The sequence below is a fragment of the Pseudoduganella plicata genome (assembly GCF_004421005.1).
Classification (GTDB): domain Bacteria; phylum Pseudomonadota; class Gammaproteobacteria; order Burkholderiales; family Burkholderiaceae_D; genus Rugamonas; species Rugamonas plicata.
Map to the genome: position 1 here is coordinate 414,366 of NZ_CP038026.1, position 25,810 is coordinate 440,175.

The window sequence follows — 25,810 nt, forward strand, 5'->3', positions numbered from 1 at the left end:
GGTCATGCCTAACTGGAGGAGTCAATCGTGGGTAAAGAGAGTAGCCAGAAGTTCATCGCGCGCAACCGTGCACCGCGTGTCCAGATCGAGTACGACGTCGAGGTCTACGGCGCGGAAAAGACCATCCAGTTGCCCTTCGTGATGGGCGTCCTGGCCGACCTCTCGGGGCAGCCGGCCGATCCGCTGGCTCCCGTGTCGGACCGCAAATTCCTGGAGATCGACGTCGACAACTTCGACGAGCGCCTGAAGTCGATGAAGCCGCGCGTGGCCGTGCAGGTGCCGAACACGCTGACGGGCGAAGGCAATCTGTCGGTGGACATGACGTTCGAGAGCATGGACGACTTCACGCCGGCCGCCGTGGCGCGCAAGGTGGAATCGCTGAACAAGCTGCTGGAGGCGCGCAGCCAGCTGTCCAATCTGCTGACCTATATGGACGGCAAGACGGGCGCGGAAGAGCTGATCGCCAAGCTGCTGCACGAGCCGGCCCTGCTGCAGGCGCTGGCATCCGCACCGAAGCCGCAGGCTTAACCCATCCGGAGGAGATACCATGGCGCAGACCCAGGAAGTGAGCGGGGGCGCGGCCGGCACGCTCGAACTGAGCGATTTCGGCAGCCTGCTGCAGAAAGAATTCAAGCCGCAGTCGGACAAGGCGAAGGAGGCCGTCGAGACGGCGGTGAAGACGCTGGCCGAGCAGGCGCTGGCCGGCGCCAATGTGGTCTCCGGCGACGTGCTCGGCACCATCGAAAGCCTGATCGCCGCGCTGGACCGGAAGCTCACGGAGCAGATCAACCTGATCATGCATACCGAGCAGTTCCAGAAGGTGGAAGGGGCCTGGCGCGGCTTGCACTACCTCGTCAACAATACGGAGACGGACGAGACGCTGAAGATCCGTGTCATGAACGTCTCCAAGAACGACCTGGCGAAAACGCTGAAGAAATACAAGGGCACGGCGTGGGACCAGAGCCCCATCTTCAAGAAGATGTACGAGGAGGAGTTCGGCCAGTTCGGCGGCGAGCCGTTCGGTTCCATCGTGGCCGACTACCACTTCGACAACAGCGCGCCGGACGTCGAGCTGCTGACGGGGATGGCGAAGATCGCCGCCGCCGCGCATGCGCCACTGATTGCCGGCGCGGCGCCATCGGTGATGCTGATGGAATCGTGGCAGGAGCTGTCCAATCCGCGCGACCTGACGAAAATCTTCCAGACCCCGGAACACGCCGCGTGGCGCTCATTCCGCGAATCGGAAGACGCGCGCTATGTCGGCCTGGCGATGCCGCGCTTCCTGGCCCGCATCCCGTACGGTGCGAAAACCGATCCGGTCGAGGAATTCGACTTCGAGGAAGATACCAGCGCGCCGGGCAGCAAGGGCTACACGTGGGCCAACGCGGCCTACGCGATGGCCGTCAACATCAACCGCTCGTTCAAGGAATATGGCTGGTGCTCGCGCATCCGCGGCGTCGAATCGGGCGGCGCGGTCGAGGGCCTGCCGGTGCACAGCTTCCCCACCGACGATGGCGGTGTCGCCATGCAGTGTCCCACGGAGATCGCCATCTCCGACCGGCGCGAAGCCGAGCTGGCGGCGAACGGCTTCATGCCGCTGGTGCACAAGAAGAACACGGACTTTGCCGCCTTCATCGGCGCCCAGTCGCTGCACAAGCCGGCCGAATACGACGATCCGGATGCCACCGCCAACGCCAACCTGGCCGCGCGGCTGCCCTATCTGTTCGCCACCTGTCGCTTTGCGCACTACCTCAAGTGCATCGTGCGCGACAAGATCGGCTCGTTCAAGGGCCGCGAGGAGATGGAGCGCTGGCTGTCGAACTGGATCAACCGCTATGTCGATGGCGACCCGCTCAACTCCAGCGAAGGCACCAAGGCGAAAAAGCCGCTGGCCGCCGCCGAGGTGCAGCTGGAGGAAGTGGAAGGCAATCCCGGTTACTACACATCGAAATTCTTCCTGCGCCCGCACTACCAGCTGGAGGGGTTGACGGTGTCGCTGCGGCTGGTGTCGAAGCTGCCATCCGCAAAGGGCGGGTAAAACGCCGCCCGGCGGCCGCGTATTCGGTCGTCAAAGCTTCCGGGCGGCTATGCCCGGCCTGCGCAGTCCCATAACTCGGTAGCACCAAACTAGGAGAACGAAATGGCAGTCGACATGTTCCTCAACCTGGGCAAAACCATCGCCGGCGAAACGCAGGACTCGGCACAGAAGGCCGCAGGCGATATCGACGTGCTGGCATGGAGCTGGGGCGCCTCGAACGCCGGCAGTTTCCACGCGGGCGGCGGCGGCGGGGCCGGCAAGGCCAATTTCCAGGACATTTCCATCACCAAGTACCTCGACAAGTCGTCGCCGGCCATCCTGATCGCGCTGGCGAAGGGATCGCACATCCCGACCGCCACGCTGCTGGTGCGCAAGGCGGGGGAGGGCCAGCAGAAGTACCTGGAAGTGACGATGAACAAGGTGCTGATCACGTCCGTGTCGACGGGCGGCAGCGGCGGCGAGGACCGCCTGACGGAGAACGTCACACTGAACTTCGCCGAGATGAAATTCGAGTACTTCCTGCAGAACGAGAAGGGCGTGACGGCGTCCGGTGGCGTGTTCGACTGGGATATCGCAGGGAACGTCTCCAAGTGACGACAGGGAGCAGATCGCAGTGGCCGGAACCGCGCGGTTCCGGCAGTTCTCTTCGGGAGCGGGCATGGACGCGCAAGAGCTGATTGGACAGGGCCGGCTGCACGACGGGCTGGCGGCGCTGCAGGAAAGGGTGCGCAAGGAACCGGGCAATGCGCGTTACCGCACTTTCCTGTTCCAGCTGCTGTGCGTGCTGGGTCAGTGGCAACGCGCGCTCACGCAGCTGAACGTGGTGGCCGAACTCGATGCGGGCGCGCTGCCGATGGTGCAGACGTACCGCGAGGCGATCCAGTGCGAGGTGTTACGTGGCGAAGTCTTCCTCGGCAAGCGGCAGCCGCTCGTCTTCGGCGAACCGCGGCCGTGGCTGGCGCAGCTGATGGCGGCATTGCAGTGCGATGCGCGGGACGACCTGGCGCGCGCGGCCGACCTGCGCGCCGAAGCGTTCGACGCGGCACCGGCGCACGGCGGCAGTATCGACGGCAACGCTTTCGCGTGGCTGGCCGATGCCGACATGCGCCTTGGGCCCGTGCTGGAGGCGGTCATCAACGGCAAGTATTTCTGGGTGCCGATGCACCGCATCGCCCGCATCGAGATCGCGCCGCCGGCCGACCTGCGCGACGCCGTCTGGACACCGGCCACCTTCACGTGGATCAACGGCGCCGCCACGGTCGGCCTGATCCCGACCCGCTATGAGCGCACGACCGGGCAGGCCGACGAAGCGCTGCTGGCCGGGCGGCGCACGGAGTGGGTGGAACGGGGCACAATGAGCGGGTTCGGCCTGGGCCAGCGCATGCTGGCCACCGACAGCGGCGAATACGCACTGCGCGACGTGCGCCTGGTCGATTTCGAACCGGGCGAGTTCGAACCGGACGAGCAAGGCACTGCCAATGGCTGAACTGGCGACGCGGGAGCGGCTGCAGCCATCGCTGCTGGACCGGCTGACGGACGACGAGCCCGACGCGAATGTCGAGGCGCGCGAGCGGCGCGTGATGTCGCTGCGCACCCTGCGCGAGTCCGTGCTGCGCGACCTGGGCTGGCTGCTCAATACGACGAACCTGTTTTCCACGATCGACGGCGGCGGCCTGCCGTACCTGTCGGGCTCCGTCGTCAATTACGGCATGCCCGACATTTCCGGCATCACCGTGGCGGGGCTGAACCTGGCGGACATGGAGCGCGGCATCCGCCAGGCCATCTGGGACTTCGAGCCGCGCCTGATCCGCGCCTCGGTGACGGTGCGCGCCGTGTCGTCCACGGCACACCACAACAAGATCACGTTCGAGATCGAAGCGGACATGTGGGCCCAGCCCTATCCCGAGCGCCTGTACCTGAAGACGGAGCTGGACGTGGAACGTGGCACGGTGCGGCTGCGCGAGGGACGGGCGCATGAATCCCCGCTTCCTGCGGTACTACAGCCAGGAGCTGCAACACCTGCGCGAAGTGGGCGGCGAGTTCGCGCGCGACTATCCCAAGATCGCCGGCCGTCTCGGGCTGGAAGGCTTCGACTGCGCCGACCCGTACGTGGAACGGCTGCTCGAAGGCTTCAGCTTCCTGGCCGCGCGGGTGCAGATGAAGATCGATGCCGAGTTTCCCCGTTTTACCCAGCACCTGTCGGAGCTCGTCTACCCGCATTTCCTGGCGCCGACGCCCTCGATGGCCGTCGTGCAGCTGGAGCCGGACCTGTCGAATCCGGCGCTGAAGAGCGGCTATGAGATCCCGCGCGGCAGCGCGCTGCGTTCCGTCCTCGGCAAGGGCGACACGACGCCGTGCGAATATCGCACCGGGCATGCGGTCACGCTGTGGCCCGTGGAGCTGGTTGGCGCGGGGCTGTTCGCGCACAGCGGCACCGCACCGGGCGTGGACGTGGCGCTGCCGTCCGGCGTGCGGGCCGGGCTGCGTCTGCGGCTGCGCACGGCCGGCGGCGTGCCGTTCCGCGAACTGGCCCTGGACCGGCTTGCCATTCATCTGCGCGGCAGCGACGAGCTGCCCGTGCGCATCCTGGAAAAGATCCTGGCCGGCGTGGAAGGGGTGCTGGTCACGCCGGCGGACGCGGCGCCGAAGCGGCCGGCGCGCTGGCATGGGCTGCTGCCGAAAACGGCCGTGGCGCCGCTGGGCTTTGCCGACGATGAGGCGCTGCTGCCCGTCGGGCGCCGCACGTTCCAGGGTTACCGCCTGTTGCAGGAATACTTTGCGTTCCCGCAGCGGTTCCAGTTCGTCGAACTGCGCGGCCTGCGCGCGGCGCTGGCCCGCTGCACGGCGGATGACAATACCGACAGCATCGACGTCACGCTGCTGCTGAACCGGGGCGACCCGCTGCTGGAACAGGTGCTGGATGCGAGCCACTTCGCGCTGCACTGCACGCCCGCCATCAATCTGTTCCTGCGGCGGGCCGACCGCATCGATGTCGATGGCGAGCGGTTCGAACACCACGTGCTGGTCGACCGTACCCGCCCGCAGGATTTCGAAGTGTTCCAGATCGACGAAGTGCGTGGCTACGGCACGGGTGTCGAGGCCGAGCAGGTATTCCGCCCGTTCTACACGGCGAAGGACCTCGGCAGCCTGCATCAGGACCAGGCGTTCTACCAGATCCGGCGCGAGCCGCGCCTGGTCTCGCAGCGCCAGCGCCGCGTCGGGCCGCGCTCCAGCTACATCGGCAGCGAGATGTTCGTCTCGATTGTCGATGCGGCGGAAACGCCGTACCGCGGCACGTTGCGTCAGCTCGGCCTGGGGGTGTGGTGCACCAACCGCGACCTGCCGCTGACAATGCCGCTGGGCGTGGGCAAAACCGACTTCATCCTCGATGGCGGGGCGCCCGTGCGCGCCGTGCGCTGCGTGGCCGGACCCAGCCAGCCATATCCCTCGTTCGCCGAGGGCAGCGTCGCCTGGCGCCTGCTCAATCATCTGTCGCTGAACTATCTGTCGCTGGTCGATACCGAGGGCGGCGCGGGGGCCGACGCCTTGCGCGAGCTGCTGCTGCTGTATTGCCCCGCCGGCGACACGAATGCCCAGCATCAGGTGGAAGGCGTGCATTCGATTCGGGCGGCGCAGGTCACGCGGCGCATGCCATCGCCCGGACCGATCACGTTCGGCCGCGGCCTGCAGGTGACGCTGACTCTGGACGACAGCGCGTTCGAGGGCACGGGCGCGTTCCTGCTGGGCGCCGTGCTGGCGCGCTTTTTTGCCCAGTACGTGTCCGTCAACTCGTTCGCCGAGACGGTCGTGCGCACGGTGGCGCGGGGCGAAATCATGCGCTGGCCCGCGCGGGAGGGTGTATGGTCGACCCTGTAGACCTGGCCCTGCGGCTGGAGCGCGACGTGGCGCGCATGGACTTCTTCCAGGTGCTGCGCCTGATCGAAAACGCTCATCCGCATCTGCCCCGCATCGGCGCCTCGCTGCGCCCGCGCGACGATGCGGTGCGCTTCGGCCAGGAGCCGTCGCTGACGTTCAATCCCACTCAGCTGGCGAGCTTCCTGCACGCCGACGGCGCGGCGCGCGGTCGGCTCGCGGTGCATTTCTTCGGGCTGCTCGGGGCCAACGGCCCGCTGCCGCGTCACATGACGGAGTACGTGCGCGACCGCCTGCGCAACGGCGGCGATGGCACGCTGCTGGCGTTTCTCGACGTGTTCCACCACCGCCTGCTGTCGCTGTTCTACCGCGCCCGTGCCCAGGCCGAGCCGGCGATCAGCCTGGACCGGCCCGACAGCGACCGCTATGCCGATTTCGTCGGCAGCCTGTTCGGCATCGGCGCGCCGGCGCTGCGCGGGCGCGACGAGATCGGCGACTTCGCCAAGCTGCACTTCGGCGGCCTGCTGGCCAACAACGCCCGGCCGGCGTCGGGGCTGGCGGCCATCCTGCGCGAATACTTCGGCCTGCCGGTAGCCATCGAGCAGTTCGTCGGCCACTGGATGCGCCTGCCCGAGGAAATCCGGACGCGCATCGGCCGGGGCGAAAACGGCAACCGCCTTGGCATCTCGGCGGTGCTCGGACGGAGCGTGTGGGACAGCCAGAGCAAGTTCCGCATCGTCATCGGTCCGATGGATCTGGACGATTATGAGCGGCTGCTGCCCGGCGGCGTCAGCCTGCGCCGGCTGCTGGCCTGGGTGCGCAATTACGTGGGCCTGGCCCTGGAATGGGACGTGCGCCTCGTACTGCGCAAGGAAGAAGTACCGGCATTGCGGCTGGGGCGCGGCCTGCGCCTCGGCTGGACGGCCTGGCCGATGAGCGCACCGCCCGCGCGCGATCCCGACCAGCTGCTGATCGACACGAACCGGCGCGGGCTGCGCGCCGGCCCGCAAACGCAGTCCTGACTACGCAGTTTGAAACAGTATGCCCTCACGGGCGGAGGAGCCGTCATGGCAGAAATCAGCCGCGTAGCCCTGTTCGGCAAGCTCAATGGCGTGTGCTACCGCGCCATCGAAAGCAGCACGGTGTTCTGCAAGCTGCGGGGCAATCCCTACGTCGAGCTGGTGCACTGGCTGCACCAGCTGCTGCAACTGCGGGATAGCGACCTGCACCGCCTGGTGCGCCATTACGAACTCGATGCGGCAACCCTGGCGCGGGACCTGACGGCGGCACTGGACCGGCTGCCGCGCGGCTCGACGTCCGTGACGGATCTGTCGTCGCAGGTCGAGGAAACGGTGGAGCGCGCGTGGGTGTACGGCACGCTGATGTTCGGCGAGGCGCAGGTGCGTTCCGGCCACCTGGTGGTCGGCATGCTGAAAACCTCAAGCCTGCGCAACGGCCTGTATGGCATCTCGCGGCAGTTCGAGCGGATCCGCGTGGACGATCTGAGCGAGCGCTTCGCGGCACTCCTCAAGGACTCGCCCGAGTCCGCGCTGGCGGCCACGGACGGCTTCCAGGCGGTCGCGCCCGGCGAAGCCAGCGGCGCCGTCGCGCCGGCGGCCATGGGCAGGCAGGAAGCATTGAAGAAATTCACCGTCGACCTGACGGCGCAGGCACGCGAAGGCAGGATGGACCCGATCGTGGGCCGCGACGACGAGATCCGGCAAGTGGTGGATATCCTGATGCGGCGGCGCCAGAACAATCCAATCCTCGTCGGCGAGGCCGGTGTCGGCAAGACGGCCATCGTGGAGGGCTTCGCCCAGCGCATCGTGCGCGGCGACGTGCCGCCCGCATTGAAGGAGGTGCAGCTGCTGGCGCTAGACGTGGGCCTGCTGCAGGCCGGCGCCAGCATGAAGGGCGAATTCGAACAGCGCCTGCGCTGCGTCATCGACGAAGTGCAGGGCAGCGCCCAGCCGGTAATCCTGTTTGTCGACGAGACGCATACGCTGGTGGGTGCCGGCGGCGCGGCCGGCACCGGCGATGCGGCCAATCTGCTCAAGCCCGCGCTGGCGCGGGGCACGTTGCGCACCATCGGCGCGACCACGTTCGCGGAGTACAAGAAGCACATCGAGAAGGATCCCGCGCTGACCCGGCGCTTCCAGACAGTGCAGGTGGAGGAACCGGGCGAGGAACGGGCCATCCTGATGATGCGCGGCGTGGCCTCGACAATGGAAAAGCATCACCAGGTGCAGATCCTGGACGAAGCGCTGGAAGCGGCCGTGAAGCTGTCGCACCGCTACATCCCGGCGCGCCAGCTGCCCGACAAATCCGTCAGCCTGCTGGACACGGCTTGCGCCCGCGTCGCCGTCAGCCTGCACGCAACGCCAGCCGCGGTGGATGACAGCCGCAAGCGCATCGAAGCGCTGGAGACCGAAATGCAGATCATCGGCCGCGAACAGGCCATCGGTATCGATACGGCAAAGCGCGCGGAACGGGCCGAGGGCTTGCTGGCGGTGGAGCGCGAACGTCTGGCGGCCCTGGACGACCGCTGGCAGCGCGAGCGCAGGCTGGTCGACGAGCTTCTGGGTTTGCGGGCGCAATTGCGCGCGGGGACGCAACCCGTGGAGGGCGCCGCCGCCACGGCCGACCGCGCCGCGCTGATCGGGCAGCTGCACGCCGTGCAAGGCCGGCTGGCGGCCTTGCAGGGTGAATCGCCGCTGATCCTGCCGACGGTGGACTACCAGGCCGTGGCCGCCGTCGTCGGCGACTGGACGGGCATTCCTGTCGGCCGCATGGCGAAAAACGAAATGGAGACGATCCTCAACGTGGCGCGGCTGCTGGGACAGCGTGTGATCGGCCAGGATCACGCGATGGAGATGATCGCCCGGCGCATTCAGACGTCGCGCGCGGGGCTGGACAACCCGTCCAAGCCGATCGGCGTGTTCATGCTGGCCGGGACGTCCGGCGTCGGCAAGACGGAAACGGCGCTGGCGCTGGCCGAGGCGCTGTACGGCGGCGAACAGAACCTCATCACGATCAACATGAGCGAATTCCAGGAGGCGCACACGGTGTCGACGTTGAAGGGAGCGCCGCCGGGGTACGTGGGCTATGGCGAGGGCGGCGTGCTGACGGAAGCGGTACGGCGCAAGCCTTATTCGGTGGTACTGCTGGACGAGGTGGAAAAGGCGCATCCGGACGTGCACGAAATCTTCTTCCAGGTGTTCGACAAGGGCTTCATGGAGGACGGCGAAGGCCGCCACATCGACTTCAAGAATACCCTGATCATCCTGACGACCAATGCGGGTACGGCGCTGATCGCGGAGCTGTGCCGCGACCCCGACCTGATGCCCGATCCGGAAGGAATGGCGAAAGCGCTGCGCGAGCCGATGCTCAAGGTGTTCCCGCCCGCGCTGCTGGGAAGGATGGTGACGATTCCGTACTACCCGCTGTCGGACGAAATGCTGGGACGGATCGTGCGGCTGCAGCTGGATCGCATCAGGGACCGCGTCGAGGCACGCTACGGCATCCCGTTCGGCTACACCGAGGAGGTCGTCGCGCTGGTCGTCTCGCGCTGCACGGAAAGCGAGTCGGGCGGGCGGATGATCGATGCCATACTGACCAACACGATGCTGCCGGATATCTCGCGCGAATTCCTGAACCGGATGATGGCCGGTACGCCGATCGAACGCGTCGAGGTGAGTGTCTCCGGTGCCGATTTCGACTACGCGTTTTGACGACCCGTTCCGACGGAGGCTGCGATGGCAAAGCAGGTGGCGATGGGTGCGATGATGAAATGCAGCTTTGGCGCGGCGCCCTCCGCGCTGGCGGTGCTGCCGGCGAACAAGGTATTGGCCGAAGGACCGCCGGCGGCCAACATCATGGATCATGTGCCGATGGTGAACATCCTGCCGTTCGGCGCCTGCAAGTCGCTGGCCAATCCTGCCGTAAAGGCCGCGACGATCGCCGCGAAAGGGGTGCTGACGCCGATGCCGTGCACGCCCGTCACGCCGGCACCGTGGACGCCCGGTGCGGCCACCGTGACGATCGCAAACGTACCGGCGCTGGACGACGTCTCGAGCTGCATGTGCCAATGGGGCGGCACGATCAGCTTCACCAGCGCCGGCACCGTCAAGACGATGATTCCCTAGCCAACCCGTGTAATCGCCAGGACCGATATGCCCGTCACACAAGCGCACCACGAAGTTACCGTCAGCACGGCGCTGGCCGACGATACGCTGCTGTTCGAGCGCATGAGCGGCGCCGAGCAGCTGGGGCGCCCGTTCGAGTACCACGTGCAGCTGGTGAGCACCCGGCAGGACGTCAAGATCGCCGACGTGCTGGGCAAACCAATGGCCGTCAAGGTGGCGCTGCCGGGTGGCGGCACGCGGGTCTTCCACGGCATCGTCACCCGCTTTGCCAGCGGGGGCTGGAACGGGCGCTTCTCCCGCTACGAGGCCACGCTGCGGCCCTGGCTCTGGCTGCTCACGCGTTCCTCCAACTGCCGCATTTTCCAGCAGAAGAGCGTGGTGGACATCGTCAAGGCCGTCTGCACCGGCGGGCCATATGGCGGTAGCGTCAACCTGGATGTGGGCGCCCTGACCGGAACGTATCCTGAGCTGGACTACTGCGTGCAATACCGGGAGACGGACTTCGCCTTTGTCAGCCGTCTGCTTGAAGGCGCGGGCATCTACTATTTCTTCCGTCACGAGGCCGCACGTCACACCATGGTGCTGGCCGATGCGTATGGCGCGCACGCGACGGCGCCCGGCTACGACACGATACGCTTTGCCGGCGAGGAGGGCCGGGGCATCGTCGACGAAGAGGCGGTCTACGAGTGGCTGGCCGCGGGCGAGATCCAGCCGGGCAGCTATGTGCTGGACGACTTCGATTTCGCCAGAGCGGTCGCCTCCGGCAGTGGCGCGCTGCGCGTCAGCGCCGTCATTGCGGCGCCGTTCTCCCAGCCCGACTACGAAATGTACGACTACCCCGGCGGCTACGTCGAAGCGGGCCACGGCGCCGCGCTGGCGCGGGCGCGCATGGAGAGCCTGCATGGACAGGGCGAGGAGATCACGGGCCAGACCAATGCCCGCGGCGTGGCAGCTGGCGTGCCGTTCACGCTGTCGGATCATCCGCGCGACGACCAGAATCGCGCGGTCCTCGTCACCGGCGCCAGCGTCGACATCACCGACGCGCCATACGCCAGCGGCAGCGACGGTGCCGTGTTCGACTTCCGCTGCAGCTTTACGGCTGTGGGCAAGCAGTACAGCTACCGCCCGCCGGCCGCGACGCCGAAGCCGGTCGTGCGTGGGCCGCAGACGGCGATGGTGGTCGGCAAGGCCGGCGAGGAAGTATGGACCGACCAGCATGGCCGCATCAAGGTGCAGTTCCACTGGGACCGCGAGGGCAAGGATGACGCGACCAGCTCGTGCTGGGTGCGCGTACAGCAGGCCTGGGCCGGGAAGGGCTGGGGCGCCGTGTTCCTGCCGCGGGTTGGCATGGAGGTCGTCGTCAGCTTCCTGGAAGGCGATCCTGACCGCCCTTTGGTGACGGGCTGCGTGTACAACGGCGATGCACCGCCGCCGTATGCGCTGCCGGCCAACCAGACGCAGTCCGGTGTCAGGACGAACGTCTCGAAAGGCGGCGCCGGTTTCAACGAGATCCGCTTCGAGGACAAGCAGGACGCGGAGGAGATCTTCATCCAGGCCGAGCGCGATCACACGCGCATCGTCAAGAACGACGACGTGCTGAAGGTGGGCTTTGAAAAGGCCGCCAAGGGCGACCAGACGATCGCGATCAAGAACGACCAGGGCACGGAAGTCGGCAACGACCAGACGCTGGCGGTGAAGCGCGACCGCACGGTCAGGGTGACGCGCGATCACGTGGAGACGGTGGAGGGCAGGCAGACAGTGACGGTCACGGGCGACCAGAAGATCACGGGCCGGGCCAAGATCGAGATCGCCGCCACCACGTCGATCGAACTGACGGTGGGCGGCAGCAGCATCAAGATCGAACCGGCCAAGGTGACCATCAGGACGGCCGTGCTGGAGGTGGTCGCGGACGGCAAGGCCAGCATCAACGCGAACGGCATGCTGGAACTGAAGGCGGGGGGCGTCGCCACGCTGGCGGGCTCGCTCGTCAAGGTCAACTGACGGAGCGCCCATGCCGCTGACCTTACGCATCCAGTCCTATCGCAAGGAGCCCCCCGCCGCGCCGGTGGAACGCCGCTTCGATCACCTGGGCGGCACGATCGGACGCGCGGCCGCCAACGACCTGGCGCTGCCCGATCCCGCCAAATATATCTCGCGCAACCACGGCCGCATCGATTTCACGGACGGGCGCTACACGCTGACGGACCTCGGCGCAAACCCCAGCTGGATCAACGACCGGCCGCTGGGCACGGGCAAGACGGCGCCGCTGGCCCATGGCGACCGCCTGCTGATCGGCGACTACGAGCTGGCGGTGACGATCGACGAACCCACGGCCGCGCCGCCGGCCGACGTGCCGCTGTTTGCACCCGAGACGTCGGCGGCGCTGCCGTTCCAGCCGCAGCCGGCGGCGGCGCCGTCGCCGTGGGCCGGGCCGTCGTTCGATGAGCTGCGCGACACGCTGGCGGAAGAACGTATCCTCGACGCGGCCGGCGCCGGCCATGCCGCGACGGCGCTGGCAGCGCCGTCGGCGTCCGACCCGCTGGGTCTGGGCCTGCTGGACGCGCAGCAGGCGCCCGTGATCATGTCCCGCGAGCCGCTATTCCGAGGCTCGGAACCGGATCACGTGGCGCCGCAGTTCCACGCGCTGCCGGGCGCGCGGGTAGCGTCGCCGGCGCCCGACGTCGATGCGCGCTGGCTGCCGCCACCGGAACCGACCATCATGACGTCCGTCGCGGCGCTGCACGGCGGCGCGGCGCCGCGGCCGGCGCAAGCGGCGGCGCCTCGTCCGGCCGCACCGCAGCCGATCCCCGACGACTACGATCCGCTGGCCGACTTCCTGCCGCCGCCGTCCAGGAACACCGCGTCGATGCCGGCCACCCAGGCGCCGGTGGGCAGCGGCGATGTCGTGCTGCGGGCGCTGTTGCGTGGCATGGGCGTACCTGGACTGCGGCCAGTCGGCACACCGGAGGAAACGGCCGAACTGGCGGGGGCCATCCTGCGCGAGGCGATCGCCGGGACCATGTCCGTGCTGCTGGCGCGCGCCATGACGAAGCGCGAGAACCGGCTGGACATGACGGTGCTGGGCGTCGGCGCGAATAACCCGCTGAAGTTCTTCCCGGACGCCGAGAGCGCGCTGGCGCAACTGCTGACGGGGGCGATGGCCGGCTACATGACCCCGCTGAAATCGGTAGCCAACGCATTCGACGACCTGCGCGCGCACGAGCTGGCGATGGTGGCGGGCATGCGCGCCGCGCTGGCGGGCGTACTGGCCAGGGTCGATCCCGCCCTGATCGAGGCGCGCGTCGAGCCCGGTGGCGTGTTCGACCGCATGCGGTCAACGAAGCGCAAGGCGAGGATGTGGGACGCCATGGTCGCGCTGTACGGCGACATCGTGCGCGAGGCGGACGACGACTTCGGCCATCTGTTCGGCGACCGCTTCGCCGAAGCCTACGCGGAGCAGGTCGAACGGCTGCGGCACCACCAAGAACAATCCTGAACGAGGCTGGCATGACGTGGAACCGCAAAGTGATCTGGTCGGAAGGCATGCTGCTGCAGCCGCAGCACCTGCAGCAGCACGACCGCTGGGTGCAAACGCAACTGGAAAGCCGCGTCGGCCGCGTCCGTCCCTATGCATGGGGCTTCTCGACGTTGCGTATCGACGAAGGTGCGCTGGCGCTGGGCCGGCTGGCGCTGACAGCCGTTGATGCCGTGCTGCCGGACGGCACGCCGGTCCGGCTGCCGGACGACGACGACCTGCCGCTTCCCCTGGCCATCCCGGAAGATGCGCGCAATGGGCTGGTGGTGCTGGCACTGCCGCTGCGCCGGCCGGGGATCGTGGAAACCGGGGATGGTGCCGACCCGGGCGAGCATGCCCGCCATGGCATCGTCGATCATGAAGCGTGGGACAGCAATGGCCTCGACAATAGTGCCTTGATGCAGGTGGGCCGGCTGCGCCTGCGCCTCGCATTCGAGGCCGATGTGGCCAACGCGTATGCCTGCCTGGGCGTGGCACGCATCGTCGAGCGGCGGCCGGACAACCGTGTCGTGCTGGATCCCGCGTATTGCCCGCCGTGCCTGGATTACCGCGTGGCGACGCGGCTGGCCGGTTTCGTCGATGAACTGGTGGGACTGCTGCACCAGCGCGGCGACGCGCTGGGTAACCGGCTGGCGCAGCCCGGCGCCGCCGGCGCGGCGGAAATCGCCGACTTCCTGCTGCTGCAACTGCTCAATCGCGCCGAGCCCCTGTTCGCCCACCTGGCCACGATGACGGGCCTGCACCCGGAAGAGCTGTTTCGCGAGGCGGTCCGCCTGGCCGGCGAGCTGGCCACGTTCAGCCCGGCCCACAGGCGCGCGGTCCAGTACCCCGTGTACCGTCACGAACACCTGCGCGAGACGTTCGAGCCCGTGATCGAGGATCTGCGCCGCCACCTGTCGCTGGTGATGGATGCGGCGGCCGTGCCGATCCCGCTGGAGGAACGCCAGTTCGGCATCCGCGTGGCCGTGATGCGCGACCCGGAGCTGCTGAAGTCCGCCACGTTCGTGCTGGTCGTGCATGCGCAGCTGCCGGCCGAAACGATCCGCAATGTCTTTCCGCGCCAGGTCAAGGTGGGATCGATCGAGAAGATCCGCGACCTCGTCAACCTGCAGCTGCCCGGCATCGCGCTGCGTCCCTTGCCGGTGGCGCCGCGCCAGCTGCCGTTCCATGCCGGCCACACGTATTTTGAGCTGGACAAGAACAGCGAGTCCTGGCAGCAGCTGTCGTCGTCGGCCGGCTTCGCGCTGCACGTGGCCGGGGAATTTCCCGGGCTGACGCTGGCGTTCTGGGCGGTGCGCCGCTAGGACCGGGCGATGGCGGACGACGGCCAGCAGGGCGGTGAACGCACGATCCTGGTCCCGCGACCGGGACGGCGCCCGGCCGCGCCGGCGTCCGAAACGCCAGCCGACGCGGTCGCGCCGCCGGCGCCAATGCCGCTACCGCCGGTCGCGGCGGGCGGCGTCAACCCGCTGGTGGCGGCGGCCACTCCGTTGCTGGATCTCGTGGTGCCGTTGCGGATCATGGTCAGCCACCCGGACGTGGCCGGCCTGCGCAGCCAGCTGGTCACTGCCATCCGCCAGTTCGAGGCGCTGGCACGAACCGCCGGCTACAGCCCGGAATCGGTGGCCGTGGCACGCTACTCGCTGTGCACCTTCCTGGACGAGACGATATCGGCGACGCCGTGGGGCGGCGGCGGTGTCTGGGCCAGCCGCAGCCTGCTGGTGGCATTTCACAACGAAGCGTTTGGCGGCGAGAAGTTCTTCCAGTTGCTCCAAAAGCTCAGTGGCGACCCGGCCGCCAATCTGCACCTGCTGGAATTGATGTACCTGTGCCTGGCGCTGGGACTGGAGGGGCGCTACCGCGTCATCGACAACGGTCGGGCCCAGCTTGAGACGTTGCGCGAGCGCCTGCAGCAGCTGATCCGCCGTGAGCGCGGTACGGTGGAACCGGAACTCTCGCCGCACTGGCAGCCGTCCACGGAAAAACGGCCCGGGCTGGCGCGTTTCGTGCCGCTGTGGCTGATCGCGTTTGCCGCGCTGCTGCTGCTCGTGGCCGTGCAACTGGCGCTGTCGTTCCTGCTGAACCGCCAGTCCGACCCCGTCTATGCGGCGCTGAACCGCATCCGGCTGGCCGGTCCGGTGCCGGCGGCACCTCCGGTCATTCCGCCCGTGCGCGTGGCGCGCTTCCTGGCGCCGGAAATCGAACGGGGCCTCGTCAGCGTCACGGAAACGCCGGACCGTTCCACCATTGTCCTGCATGGCGACGGCGTGTTCGCCTCCGGCAGCGCCGAGGTTCGCGCCCAGTTCGAGCCGCTGCTGGCACGCATCGGCGACGCGCTGCGACCCGTGCCGGGCAAGGCCATCGTCATCGGCCATACGGACGACGTTCCGAGCGCGTCGGCGCGCTTCCCGTCCAACTGGGCGCTGTCGAAAGCCCGAGCCGCCACCGTGGTGCGGCTGCTTGCCGAGCGCGCCGGGCCGGCCGCCCGCTACAGCGTGGAAGGCCGGGGTGAGACCGAGCCGCTGGTGCGCAACGACTCGGCGGCGAACCGGGCGCGCAACCGGCGCGTCGTCATCGTGGTGCTGACGCCACCCCCTTCGTCGCTCCGGGCCGCGCCATGAAGCGCCTGCTGCACTGGCTGGTGAAGCCCGCCGTCTTCTCGCTGCTCGGCGTCCTGGTGCTGTCGCTCGTCGTCTGGTTCGAGGCGCCGCTGCTGGCGTTCGACGGCGCCGAGCCGTTCGCCACCGACCGGGCGCGCTGGATCATCATTGCCGTCCTGCTGCTGGCGTGGGCGGGCTGGTTCGGCTGGAAGAAGCTGGCGCTGCGGCTGGCGGAGCGGCGCTTGGCGCGTGCCGTCTCGGCCGACGCAAAGGCGGCCACCACGCAGCCGGAACATAGCAAGAGCAGCGAAAACAGCGTCGAGGTGGCGTTGCTGTCGCAACGCTTCCAGGAAGCGCTGGCAACGTTGCGCAAAGCGCGCAAACCGGGTGGGCTATATGGCCTGCCGTGGTACCTGTTTGTCGGCGCGCCCGGGACGGGCAAGACCACCGCGCTGGTGCACTCGGGGCTGAAATTCCCGCTGGCCGACACGCACGGCCGCGGCCCCGTACAGGGTGTGGGCGGCACGCGCAACTGCGACTGGTGGTTCACGGACGAAGCCGTGCTGCTCGACACGGCGGGGCGCTATACGACGCAGGACAGTCACGCGGAAATGGACAACGCCGCGTGGCTGGGCTTCCTGCGGCTGCTGCGGCGCCAGCGCCGGCGGCGCCCCGTCGATGGCGTTATCGTCGCGCTGTCCGTCGCCGACCTGCTGGAGCGGGACGACGCGGCGCGCCGCGCCCAGGCGCGCACGGTGCGCGCCCGCATCCAGGAGCTGCACAACGAACTGGGCGTGCGTTTTCCCGTGTATGCGGTCGTGACGAAGTGCGACCTGCTGGCCGGATTCGTCGAGTATTTTGACGGGCTGACCCGCGAGGAGCGCATGCAGGTGTGGGGGGTGACGTTCGCGCACCAGGCGGGCGACGCGCCGGATGCGGGCCTGAAAAGCTTCCCGGCCGAGTTCGCGGCGCTGGCGGCGCAGCTGCAGGCGCCCCTGTTCGAGCGCATGCAGGGCGAGCGCGACGTGCAGCGGCGCGCGCTGATCTACAACTTCCCCCAGCAGTTCGCCGCCGTCGAGGCGCCGTTGCAGGCATTCCTGGACGATGTATTCGACACCACGGGATACGAACAGGCGGCGCTGCTGCGCGGCGTCTACTTCACCAGCGGCACGCAGGAAGGCAGCCCGATCGACCGCGTGATGGCCGCGCTGGCGGCCAGCTTCGGCCTCGATCGCAAGGTGCTGCCGCCCGCAATCGCCACGGGCCGCAGCTATTTCCTCACCCGGCTCTTGCGCGACGTGATCTTCGCCGAGCAGGGGCTGGCGGGGTCGAACCTGGCGATCGAGCGCAACCGGGGCCGGCTGCAATGGGCCGCCATCGGCGCCGCCGCACTGGCGCTGCTGCTGGCCACCGCCGGCCTGGCGACGAGCTACGTGCACAACGCCGGCTACGTGGCCGACGTCGCGGCACGGGCGGCGGAGATCGATCGGCTGGCGCGGGCAGTGCCGGACGATCTGTCGCCGCTCGTCACGCTGCCGCTGTTGAACGCTTCGCGCGACGTGCCGGGGGGATACCGTGACCGCGCGACGGACGTGCCGCTGCTGATGGGCCTCGGCCTGTACCAGGGCGCCAAGCTGGGCGACGGCGCAGTGCGCGCCTACCAGCGCTTCCTGCGGGCGGCGCTGCTGCCGCGTTTGATGACGCGGATGGAAACCCAGCTGCGCCGCGGTAACGCCAACAGCCCGGACTACCTGTACGAACTGCTGCGCGTCTACCTGATGCTGGGCCAGCCGAACCATCTGGATGCGCAGGCCGTCGGCGCGTGGCTCGACCTGGACTGGCAGCGCAACCTGGCCGCCGCCAGCGAGCCGCAACGCTCGGAACTGGCCGACCATGTCGCGGCGCTGCTGGATGAATCGTATGCACTGGATGCGCCGCCCCAGCTGGACACGGCGCTGATCGAGCGTACCCGCCTGCTGCTGGCGGCAGCGCCGCTGGGCGAGCGGGTGTATCGCCGCCTGCAACGCGACCTCATGACTGCCGCACCGCCCGACTTCGACGTGGCCGCTGCGGCAGGACGCGATGCGCCGGTAGTGCTGAAGCGCCAGAGCGGCCAGCCGTTGACGCGCGGCGTGTCGGGGCTGTACACGGTGGCAGGCTACAAGCGCTTCATGGCGGCGATCGACGCCGGTATCGCCGACATCGTGCGCGACAGCTGGGTGCTGGACCGGCGCGAGGCCGTGGACGGACTGGCGGCGGCCGCGCAGATGAAGGCTTCGGTCCAGGAACTGTATTACGACGACTACATCCGCCAATGGGATGGCTTGCTGGCCGATGTCGTGCTGGTACCGTTCGACAGCCTCGATGGGGCGGCGCGCGTACTGGCGCTGGCCAGCGGTGCCAATTCACCGCTGCGTCGCTACCTGCAGGCCGTGGCCTTCCAGACCGCGCTGGAGAAGCAGGCCGCGCCACCGTCGGCGCTCGATGCGGCGGGCGCAAAGGTGAAGGGGCTGGGCGACGCGGCGCGCAAGCGTCTTGCGTCCGCGCTGGGCGGTGGCGCCGCGGCGCCGGCGCCGACGGCCCGGCCGATGAATCCTGTCGATGCGCACTTCGCGCCGCTGCACCGGATGCTGGTGGCCGGCGCGGCAGGTACGCCGGCCCCCCTGGAGACGGTGCTGGCGCAGCTGAAGGACGTCGCTGTCTACCTGGACGCGGCCAATGCGGCGCGTGCCGCGGGCCAGCCGCCACCGCCGGCGGATTCGCTGGCCAGGCTGCGGCCCGTCGGGGCCGACCTGCCGGCGCCGCTGGCGGCACTGGTGAGGGAGGTCGAGGGCGCTGGCAATGCGCTGACCCTTGGCACGGAGCGCGAGCGCATCAATGCGCTTTGGCAGGCCGGCCCTGCGCCGTTCTGCCGCGGCGCCATCGCCGGCCGCTACCCCGTCGTCCGCGCATCCGCACAGGATGCGCTGCCCGAGGACTTCGGCCGTTTCTTCGCGCCCGGCGGCATGATGGACGACTTCTTCCAGAAGTATCTGCTGGCGTACGTGGACATGTCGGCCCCGCAGTGGCGCTGGCGCATTGTCAACAACGTCGAACTGGGCATCGATGCGGAGGTGCTGGCGCAGTTCCAGCGCGCCGCCACCATCCGCGACCGCTACTTCGGCGCCGGCGGACGGCAGCCGTCGATCCGCTTCGACCTGCGCCCCGTCGCGGCCGATGCGGCGCTGACGCGGGTGGCGCTGGATATCGACGGCCAGGTGCTGGCCTTCGCTCCCAAGGCCCCGTTGACCGGCGTGTCGTTCCAGCTCCCCAGCGGCAAGAACGTCAACGCGGTGCGCTTCGACGTGGCGCCGCCGTCGACGCTGGAACTGCGCACGGAAGGGCCGTGGGCTTGGTTCCGCATGCTGGACAAAGCCGTCGTCGAACCGAGCCCGCAACAGCCGGAGCGCTACAAGCTGACCTTCGACCTGGAAGGACGCAGGATGATCTACGAGCTGGTAGCCAGCAGCGTCAACAACCCCTTCCGGCGCGACGGCACCGATGGCTTCCGCTGCCTGGAGGGACTGTGAGCGACGGGGACGATGGCGCGCCAGGCTTCTTCGGCAAAGTCATGACGCACGGCGACTTCGTCGCGCGGCGCCTGCCGGCGGGGCCGCAGGCGATGTGGGATGCCTGGCTGCAGACGGCGCTGCAGGGCAGCCGCCAAGGGCTGGGTCGCGCGTGGATGGAGACCTATCTCACCAGCCCCGTGTGGCGCTTTGCGCTGGCCGGCGGCGTGGTCGATGGCGGCGCATGGGCCGGCGTGCTGATGCCCAGCGTCGACCGGGTAGGGCGTCACTTTCCGTTGACGGTGCTTGGCCCCATCGCGGACGGTCCCGCGTTGGCGGAATGGCTCGCCTCCGGCCAAGGTTGGTACGAAAGGGTGGAGGCGCTGGCACTGTCGTCGCTGGACGAGGGCTTCAGCCTGGAAGCGTTCGACGCCGCGCTGCTGGCGCTGGCGCCGGCCCTGGACGGATTGAGCGCGGCAGCGGGAGCGCATGGCGCCGCGGGCTACTGGCTGCAGCTGGGCAGCCTGGACGAACTGGCGGCAGCGCTGCCGCAGTTGCTGGGCGCTGCGCTGCATGGGCACAGCCTGTGGTGGACGGACGGCTCCGAGGCGGTGCAGCCATGCGCGCTGCTGTGCCGGGGGCTGCCTGCGCCAGCGGCGTTTGCGGAGATGCTGGGCGGCGCGCCGGTCAGCCCGGGCAGCGTACCAGCACCGCCGTGATATTGTCCCGTCCCCCGTCGCGCTGCGCCATTGCCACCAGCCGGGCGCAGCAGGCGTCCAGGTTGTCGGCGCGGGCCTGGCCGACGATGGCGGCGATATTCTCCTCGGAGGAATCGCCATACAGGCCGTCGCTGCACAGCAGATAGACGTCGCCCGGTGCCGTCGCATGGATCGACAGGTCCGGCCTGATGTCGGCCGCGGGCCCCAGCGCCTGCAGCAGCAGGTTGCGCGCGGGCAGGGGCCCGGGCCTGCCGCGTTCAAGCGCCTCCTGGTACAGGGTCTGGTCGCGCGTCAGCTGCGTCAGCCGGCCGTCGCGGTACAGGTACAGGCGGCTGTCGCCGACGTGGAACAGGAAGACGGGGCCGCCGGGCGCCGGCTGCCACATGCCCGTCAGCGTCGTACCCATGCCCGTGCCGTCCGGCCGGGCTTGCGCCACGTTGGTCAGGTACATCCGCTCGTTGGCGAATTCCACGGCGTCGTGCAACGCGATCATCGCCTTCATCGTCGCATCCGTCCACGTGGCGTCGGGGTCGAGGCTGGCGGGATCGAAGTCGCTGGCACGAAAGACCGGCAAGGTGGCGTCCCCGTCGCGGTCGGGCGCAGGCGCGCGGCCGGCCGCGGCCAGATAGCCGCACAGCAGTTCGATGGCGTCGGTACTGGCGATTTCGCCGGCGTCATGGCCGCCCATGCCGTCGGCCACCGCCAGCAACCCCAGCTCCGGCGAAATGAAGAAATTGTCCTGGTTCGACTCGCGCAGCAGGCCGGTATCGGTGACGCCGAACGCCACCCCCAGGCCCAGGGTGAAATACTGCGACGGCGATAGCGGCTTCCAGCTGGCCAAAGTGTCTCCTGCGGTGGACAACGGTCCTGAAGTTGCGCAGCGACGCTGCAAGCGCATGCTAGCACGGGCCAGGGGCAACGCATAACGAAACCGCCACGGGCGACGACGACCGGGCCCGTGCTTCGGCGCGGCTGGGGCAGGAGAAGACGCGTACCGTCGACGTGTGCGCCAGTATGCGCGAGCAGGACAGGAAGGTGCGCCGGCGCGGAGCCGGCGGCACGTAGGGGGCAGACAGGCGGGCAGGCAGGCGTCAGTCGCCCGGTGGCGGCGGCAGCCGTGGCGCCGCCGTTGGCGGCACCGGCACGATATTGGACGCCGGCGCGCCCGGTGTCACAGGCACGACCGGCGGCGCGGCCGGGGATGTACCCGGCGGTGCGTCGGCGGGCACGACGCCTTCGGGCACTGCTTCGTTCAGGTCGATGCCCTTGACGGTCGGATCGTTGGCGTACTCCTCGTAGACCCAGTCGCCGTCCATCTGCACGACGCCTTCCGGCACCGGACGTTCGACGACGGGGCGCCTGGCCAGCGCCACCTTCATGTAGTCGATCCAGATCGGCAGCGCCAGCGACGAGCCGAACTCGCGGCCGCCCAGCGATTTCGGTTCGTCGTAGCCCATCCACGCCACGGCCACGATACCGCCGCCGTAGCCGCCGAACCAGCCATCCACCGCGTCGTTGGTCGTGCCGGTCTTGCCGGCCAGGTCGTTGCGGCCGATGCGCTGGGTTGCCGTGGCACCCGTGCCGCTGCGGGTCACGTCGCGCAGCATGCTGTCGACGATGAACGCGTTGCGCGCGTCGAGCACACGGCTGGCTTCATCCAGCCTGCCCGGCGCCGGAGTTGCCTTCAGCACCTTGCCGGTCGCATCCTCGATGCGGGCGATCAGGTAAGGCTGCACCTTGTAGCCGCCGTTGGCGAATACCGAGTACGCGCCGGCCAGCTGCTGCGGCGTGACGGCGCCCGTACCGAGCGCCATCGTCAGATTGGTCGGATGGCGTGTCAGGTCGAAGCCGAAGCGGCCCAGGAACTCGTGCGCATAGGGAACCGTGACGGCATTCAGGATGCGTACCGACGGCACGTTCTTCGATTTCGACAGCGCTTCGCGCATCGGGATCGGGCCGTCGAACTTGAAGTCGTCGTTCTGCGGACGCCATGGCTCGCCGTTGGCGCCGCCCGGCAGTTCGATCGGCACGTCGTTGATCAGCGTGCCCGGCGAATAACCCTTTTCGACGGCGGCCGAGTAGACGAACGGTTTCAGCGACGAGCCGGGCTGGCGCCATGCCTGCGTCACGTGGTTGAACTTCTGCAGGTTGTAGTCGAAGCCGCCGACCATCGCGTGATACGCGCCCGTGACGGAATCGATGGCGACGAACGCCGCGGCCACCTGCGGCACCTGCGTGACGGACCAGCGCTCTTTTGCGTCTTTCGCCACACGGATAATGGCGCCCGGACGCAGCCGGATCGATTCCTTCGCCTTGGACGACAGCGCGCCGGCCGCCAGTTTCAGTCCGTCGCCCTTGATGACGATGTCCTCGCCATCGGCCGTTTCGGCGCGCACTTCCTTCGCGCCGGCTTCGAGCACGACGGCGGGAATCAGGCCGTCGCTCGTGGGGCGCTTGCCCAGCGCGTCGTCGATGGCTTCGTCGCGCTCCTCGCCGTCTTCCGGCAGCGTGATGAACGCTTCCGGGCCGCGGTAGCCGTGGCGCTGGTCGTAGGCGATGACGTTGCGGCGCACCGATTCATAGGCCGCGTTCTGGTCGGCGCTGACGATGGTGGTGCGCACGACGATGCCGCGCGTGTAGGCTTCCTCGTTGAATTCGGCCACTGCCGCCTGGCGTGCCAGCTCCGCCACGTACTCGGCGTGCGTATCGAATTCCTGGCCGCGATGGTTGACGCGGATGGTTTCCTTCACCGCCTTGTCGTATTGCTCCTGCGTGATGTACTCCAGGTCCAGCAGGCGGCGCAGCACCACTTCCTGGCGTGCCTTGGCCCGCTTGAAGTTGACAACGGGGTTATGGCGCGCGGGATTTTTCGGCAAGCCGGCCAGCATCGCCATCTCGGCGACCGACACTTCCTTGAGCGACTTGCCGAAATAGGTCTGCGCGGCGGCCGCGAAACCGAACGAGCGCTGGCCCAGGTAGATCTGATTCATGTACAGCTCGAGGATTTCGTCCTTGGCCAGGGCGTCCTCGATCTTGTAGGTCAGCATGACCTCGTTGAGCTTGCGCGACAGGATCTTCTCGCGCGTCAGGAAGAAGTTGCGCGCGACCTGCATCGAGATGGTCGAGCCGCCCTGGCGGAAGCCGCCGGTGAGGTTGGCCTTCATCGCGCCCATCATGCGGATCCAGTCGATGCCGTCATGTTCGTAGAAGCGGGTATCCTCGATGGCCAGCACCGCCTTCTTCATCATGTCCGGAATCTGCGCGATCGGCACGAAGTCGCGGTGCTCCTCGCCGAATTCGCCGATCAGCACATTGTCGGCCGTGTAGATGCGCAAGGGGATCTTCGGCTTGTAGTCGGTGACGGCTTCCAGCGAGGGCAGGCGCGGTTTGACGATCAGGAACAGGTAGGCCAGCAGCGCAATCGCGGCCAGCAGGCCGGCGACGCCGAGGAACAACAGGGCGCGCAGCGCGTTGCGGCGGTTAATCCAGGCAGCGGTAGTCTTCAATGGTGTTCTCGCGGTTGCAAAACCGGGCCATTATAGACCAGCGACGTGCACGGTTTGTCGTGGCCGGTCTCCAGCGGACGGTTGGCGCTCTTGCGTAAGACTCTGTAATTGTCGTATCTTGATAGAATTTTTTTTTGGCCGGGGTGGGACAGATGGCAGCGGTGGACGGAGTGGCGGAACAGGGAATGCGGGCATGCGGCGGCCGCGACGTCGATTGCGACGTGCTGGTCGTCGGCGGCGGCATCCACGGTGCGGGCATCGCCCGCGACGCGGCAGGGCGTGGCCTGTGCGTCGTGCTGTGCGAACGGGACGACCTGGCCTCGCATGGCCCGTCCGCGTCCTCGAAACTGCTCCACGGCGAACTGCGCCAAGCCGGGTATGCCGAGTTCGCGCTGCTGCGCAAGGCACTGGCCGAGCGGGAGGTGCTGATGCGCGCGGCGCCGCACCTCGTCGTGCCGTTGCCCTTCATTATGCCGCAGGAGCCGGGCCAGGGCGCCGCGTCGCTGGTGCGCGCCGGGTTGTTCCTGTTTGACCGCCTGGCACGGCGCCAGTTGCTGGCGGGGTCGCATGGCGTGCGCCTGTCGTGCCATCCGGCGGGGCGGGCGTTGCAACCGCGCTGCCAGCAGGCGTCGGTCAATTCGGACGGGTGGGTCGACGACAGCCGGCTGGTCGTGCTGAACGCGATGGACGCGGCGCAGAAGGGCGCCTATGTGCTGACGCGTACCGCATGCACGGGGGCGCGGCGCGAGGGCGACCTCTGGCACGCGACGCTGCGCCGGCCCGACGGCAAGGAGAAAACCATCAAGGCCCGCAGCATCGTCAACGCCGCGGGCCCATGGACGGCCGCACTGCTGGCGGCGCTGGACCGGCCCAATCCCGAGCGGCTGCGTCTTGTGAAGGGGAGCCATATCGTCGTGCGCCGCCTGTTCGAGCACGACCACGCCTACCTGTTCCGGCACCGCGACGGCCGCACCGTCTTCGCCGTACCGTATGAGCGCGAATTCACTCTGATCGGCACGGATGAGGTGCCGTACGCGGGCGATCCCGCCGACGCAGCCGTTGGTGCGACGGAAATTGCATACTTGTGCGATGCGGCCAGCGCGTATCTGCGCACGCCGGTAACGCCATCCGACGTGGTATGGAGCCACGCGGGCGTGCGGCCGGTGTCCGACAACGCCGGGCGCGACGCCGCAGCACGCGACTACCGGCTGGCGCTGGACGATGCGGGCGCGCCGCTGCTGTCTGTCTTCGGCGGCAAGCTGGCGACCTACCGCAGGCTGGCCGAGGAGGCGGGCGACCTGCTGTGCCGCAAGCTGGGTCGGCCCGCGCCGGCATGGACGGCCGATGCCTGCCTGCCGGGCGGCGACCTGTTCGGCGCGCAGCCACAGGACCGTTCCGTGCTTGAATTCGACTGCTGGAGTTCCAGCATGCAGGTGCATTACGCCTTCCTTGACCCGGCGCTCGTGCGCCGCTACGCGCGCGCCTATGGCACGCGGATTCACACGCTGCTGCGCGGCCGTACGGACATTGACGCGATGGGAGAGGAGATCCTGCCCGGATTGTTCGAGGCGGAGGTGGCGTACCTGCGCCAGCACGAGTGGGCGCAGACGGCCGAGGATATCCTGTGGCGCCGGACGAAGCTGGGATTGCATCTGGGGGCCGGCGCAACGGCGGTGCTGCAGCGCTGGCTGGAGGCACGTCCGCCCCTGGTCAGCTGAACATGACCACTAAAAAAAAAGGTTCTACGCGGAATACGGGGAAAGACGGGCTTGACGATCTAAGCAGGAGGTGGCGGCGGAGGTTTGAAGTTGGTAGATTGATAGTCGCCAAACAAGTCAATCTTTCA

Annotated in this window: 17 protein-coding genes and 1 pseudogene; 16 read left to right on the plus strand and 2 right to left on the minus strand. The window is 68.3% G+C overall.

Features of this window, described 5'->3' with window-relative positions:
• Positions 1-27: 27 nt before the first annotated feature.
• The 15 genes and pseudogenes from tssB (at position 28) to tagF (ending at position 20,458) form a co-directional block, all read left to right on the plus strand.
• Complete coding sequence (tssB, locus tag E1742_RS01755; protein ID WP_134383170.1) at positions 28-528, plus strand: type VI secretion system contractile sheath small subunit; 501 nt, start codon at positions 28-30, stop codon at positions 526-528.
• A gap of 19 nt (positions 529-547) precedes the next feature.
• Positions 548-2,038 carry a type VI secretion system contractile sheath large subunit gene (gene tssC, locus E1742_RS01760; RefSeq protein ID WP_134383172.1) on the plus strand — a complete coding sequence of 497 codons (1,491 nt, stop codon included), beginning with the start codon at positions 548-550 and terminating at the stop codon, positions 2,036-2,038.
• Positions 2,039-2,140: 102 nt separating this feature from the next.
• The gene (locus E1742_RS01765) at positions 2,141-2,632 is read left to right on the plus strand and encodes an Hcp family type VI secretion system effector (protein WP_134383174.1); all 492 of its coding nucleotides are present in this window, start codon (positions 2,141-2,143) and stop codon (positions 2,630-2,632) included.
• A 64-nt stretch (positions 2,633-2,696) separates the two neighbouring features.
• Positions 2,697-3,524: a type VI secretion system accessory protein TagJ gene (locus tag E1742_RS01770; RefSeq protein ID WP_134383176.1), complete on the plus strand. Its 828-nt coding sequence runs from the start codon at positions 2,697-2,699 to the stop codon at positions 3,522-3,524.
• Positions 3,517-3,933, plus strand: a pseudogene (tssE, locus tag E1742_RS01775) (type VI secretion system baseplate subunit TssE); the annotation flags it as partial. The gene E1742_RS01770 and the pseudogene tssE, both read left to right, overlap by 8 nt.
• A gap of 79 nt (positions 3,934-4,012) precedes the next feature.
• A complete protein-coding gene (tssF, locus tag E1742_RS01780; protein WP_134383178.1) occupies positions 4,013-5,914 on the plus strand; it encodes a type VI secretion system baseplate subunit TssF in 1,902 nt (633 codons plus the stop codon).
• On the plus strand, positions 5,899-6,933 hold the full coding sequence (tssG, locus tag E1742_RS01785) for a type VI secretion system baseplate subunit TssG (protein ID WP_189569288.1): 1,035 nt from the start codon (positions 5,899-5,901) through the stop codon (positions 6,931-6,933). Before tssF ends, tssG begins: the two co-directional genes overlap by 16 nt.
• Positions 6,934-6,978: 45 nt before the next feature.
• Positions 6,979-9,642, plus strand: a complete 2,664-nt coding sequence (gene tssH / locus E1742_RS01790; RefSeq protein ID WP_134383180.1) for a type VI secretion system ATPase TssH — start codon at positions 6,979-6,981, stop codon at positions 9,640-9,642.
• A gap of 24 nt (positions 9,643-9,666) precedes the next feature.
• On the plus strand, positions 9,667-10,056 hold the full coding sequence (locus tag E1742_RS01795; protein ID WP_134383182.1) for a DUF4280 domain-containing protein: 390 nt from the start codon (positions 9,667-9,669) through the stop codon (positions 10,054-10,056).
• A 27-nt stretch (positions 10,057-10,083) separates the two neighbouring features.
• Positions 10,084-12,057: a type VI secretion system Vgr family protein gene (locus E1742_RS01800; protein ID WP_134383184.1), complete on the plus strand. Its 1,974-nt coding sequence runs from the start codon at positions 10,084-10,086 to the stop codon at positions 12,055-12,057.
• 10 nt (positions 12,058-12,067) lie between these two features.
• Positions 12,068-13,552, plus strand: a complete 1,485-nt coding sequence (tagH, locus tag E1742_RS01805; protein ID WP_134383186.1) for a type VI secretion system-associated FHA domain protein TagH — start codon at positions 12,068-12,070, stop codon at positions 13,550-13,552.
• An 11-nt stretch (positions 13,553-13,563) separates the two neighbouring features.
• On the plus strand, positions 13,564-14,895 hold the full coding sequence (gene tssK / locus E1742_RS01810; protein ID WP_134383188.1) for a type VI secretion system baseplate subunit TssK: 1,332 nt from the start codon (positions 13,564-13,566) through the stop codon (positions 14,893-14,895).
• A 9-nt stretch (positions 14,896-14,904) separates the two neighbouring features.
• Positions 14,905-16,212, plus strand: coding sequence for a DotU family type VI secretion system protein (locus E1742_RS01815; RefSeq protein ID WP_134383190.1), 1,308 nt, complete (start codon positions 14,905-14,907; stop codon positions 16,210-16,212).
• Entirely contained in the window at positions 16,209-19,760 is a 3,552-nt protein-coding gene (gene tssM, locus E1742_RS01820) for a type VI secretion system membrane subunit TssM (protein WP_134383192.1), read from the plus strand. Before E1742_RS01815 ends, tssM begins: the two co-directional genes overlap by 4 nt.
• Positions 19,757-20,458, plus strand: coding sequence for a type VI secretion system-associated protein TagF (tagF, locus tag E1742_RS01825; RefSeq protein WP_206076723.1), 702 nt, complete (start codon positions 19,757-19,759; stop codon positions 20,456-20,458). The genes tssM and tagF overlap by 4 nt, the downstream gene beginning before the upstream one ends.
• On the opposite strand, the gene E1742_RS01830 is transcribed toward tagF, so the two are convergent.
• Both E1742_RS01830 and E1742_RS01835 read right to left on the minus strand, forming a co-directional pair.
• On the minus strand, positions 20,427-21,299 hold the full coding sequence (locus E1742_RS01830) for a PP2C family protein-serine/threonine phosphatase (RefSeq protein WP_206076724.1): 873 nt from the start codon (positions 21,297-21,299) through the stop codon (positions 20,427-20,429). The two genes, tagF and E1742_RS01830, sit on opposite strands and share 32 nt — an antisense overlap.
• A 250-nt stretch (positions 21,300-21,549) precedes the next feature.
• A complete protein-coding gene (locus E1742_RS01835) occupies positions 21,550-23,964 on the minus strand; it encodes a penicillin-binding protein 1A (protein ID WP_229466437.1) in 2,415 nt (804 codons plus the stop codon).
• 185 nt (positions 23,965-24,149) lie between these two features.
• Here E1742_RS01835 and glpD point away from each other — a divergent pair, with 185 nt between their 5' ends.
• Positions 24,150-25,682, plus strand: a complete 1,533-nt coding sequence (glpD, locus tag E1742_RS01840; RefSeq protein ID WP_134383196.1) for a glycerol-3-phosphate dehydrogenase — start codon at positions 24,150-24,152, stop codon at positions 25,680-25,682.
• Positions 25,683-25,810 lie beyond the last annotated feature (128 nt).

What these genes read in the sequence shown, in the direction of transcription:
- tagH (WP_134383186.1), top strand. Translation starts at nt 12,068, where the DNA reads ATGCCGCTGACCTTACGCATCCAGTCCTATCGCAAGGAGCCCCCCGCC.
- tssF (WP_134383178.1), top strand. Translation starts at nt 4,013, where the DNA reads ATGAATCCCCGCTTCCTGCGGTACTACAGCCAGGAGCTGCAACACCTG.
- tssM (WP_134383192.1), top strand. Translation starts at nt 16,209, where the DNA reads ATGAAGCGCCTGCTGCACTGGCTGGTGAAGCCCGCCGTCTTCTCGCTG.
- tssC (WP_134383172.1), top strand. Translation starts at nt 548, where the DNA reads ATGGCGCAGACCCAGGAAGTGAGCGGGGGCGCGGCCGGCACGCTCGAA.
- E1742_RS01800 (WP_134383184.1), top strand. Translation starts at nt 10,084, where the DNA reads ATGCCCGTCACACAAGCGCACCACGAAGTTACCGTCAGCACGGCGCTG.
- tssK (WP_134383188.1), top strand. Translation starts at nt 13,564, where the DNA reads ATGACGTGGAACCGCAAAGTGATCTGGTCGGAAGGCATGCTGCTGCAG.
- tssG (WP_189569288.1), top strand. Translation starts at nt 5,899, where the DNA reads ATGGTCGACCCTGTAGACCTGGCCCTGCGGCTGGAGCGCGACGTGGCG.
- E1742_RS01765 (WP_134383174.1), top strand. Translation starts at nt 2,141, where the DNA reads ATGGCAGTCGACATGTTCCTCAACCTGGGCAAAACCATCGCCGGCGAA.
- tssH (WP_134383180.1), top strand. Translation starts at nt 6,979, where the DNA reads ATGGCAGAAATCAGCCGCGTAGCCCTGTTCGGCAAGCTCAATGGCGTG.
- E1742_RS01770 (WP_134383176.1), top strand. Translation starts at nt 2,697, where the DNA reads ATGGACGCGCAAGAGCTGATTGGACAGGGCCGGCTGCACGACGGGCTG.
- E1742_RS01795 (WP_134383182.1), top strand. Translation starts at nt 9,667, where the DNA reads ATGGCAAAGCAGGTGGCGATGGGTGCGATGATGAAATGCAGCTTTGGC.
- glpD (WP_134383196.1), top strand. Translation starts at nt 24,150, where the DNA reads ATGCGGGCATGCGGCGGCCGCGACGTCGATTGCGACGTGCTGGTCGTC.
- E1742_RS01815 (WP_134383190.1), top strand. Translation starts at nt 14,905, where the DNA reads ATGGCGGACGACGGCCAGCAGGGCGGTGAACGCACGATCCTGGTCCCG.